Origin of the sequence: Pseudomonas sp. SIMBA_068 (assembly GCF_046534705.1) — a bacterium.
Taxonomy (GTDB): Bacteria; Pseudomonadota; Gammaproteobacteria; order Pseudomonadales; family Pseudomonadaceae; genus Aquipseudomonas; species Aquipseudomonas putida.
Map to the genome: position 1 here is coordinate 1 of NZ_JAWRYI010000138.1, position 362 is coordinate 362.

Annotated in this window: 1 protein-coding gene; it reads left to right on the forward strand. The window is 58.6% G+C overall.

Annotation, left to right across the window (positions count from 1 at the left end):
* Window positions 1-362: PfkB family carbohydrate kinase (locus SB756_RS28540; RefSeq protein ID WP_410912860.1), on the forward strand; the 362-nt coding region annotated here is incomplete at both ends.

Consider the following 362-nt stretch of genomic DNA (forward strand, 5'->3'; position numbering starts at 1 on the left):
CAGCTCAATCTGCTGGCGGAGTATGCCGACTGGGTACTGCCGGGCGAAAAAGAGGGGCTGATTCTGACCGGCTATCGTCAGCCAGAAGCGATCGCGGATTTCTATCTCGATAAGGGTGTGAAAGCGGTCGTGATTAAAACCGGTTGTGACGGTGCCTGGTATAAAACGGCGCAGGGCGAGCAGGGCCAGGTTGAGGCGATAAAAGTCGACAACGTGGTGGATACCGTAGGCGCCGGAGACGGCTTTGCCGTTGGCGTCATCAGCGCCCTGCTGGAAGGTCCGTCGCTGCCGCAGGCGATTCGTCGCGGCACCAAAATTGGTTCGATGGCGATTCAGGTCATTGGTGACAGCGAAGGTCTGCC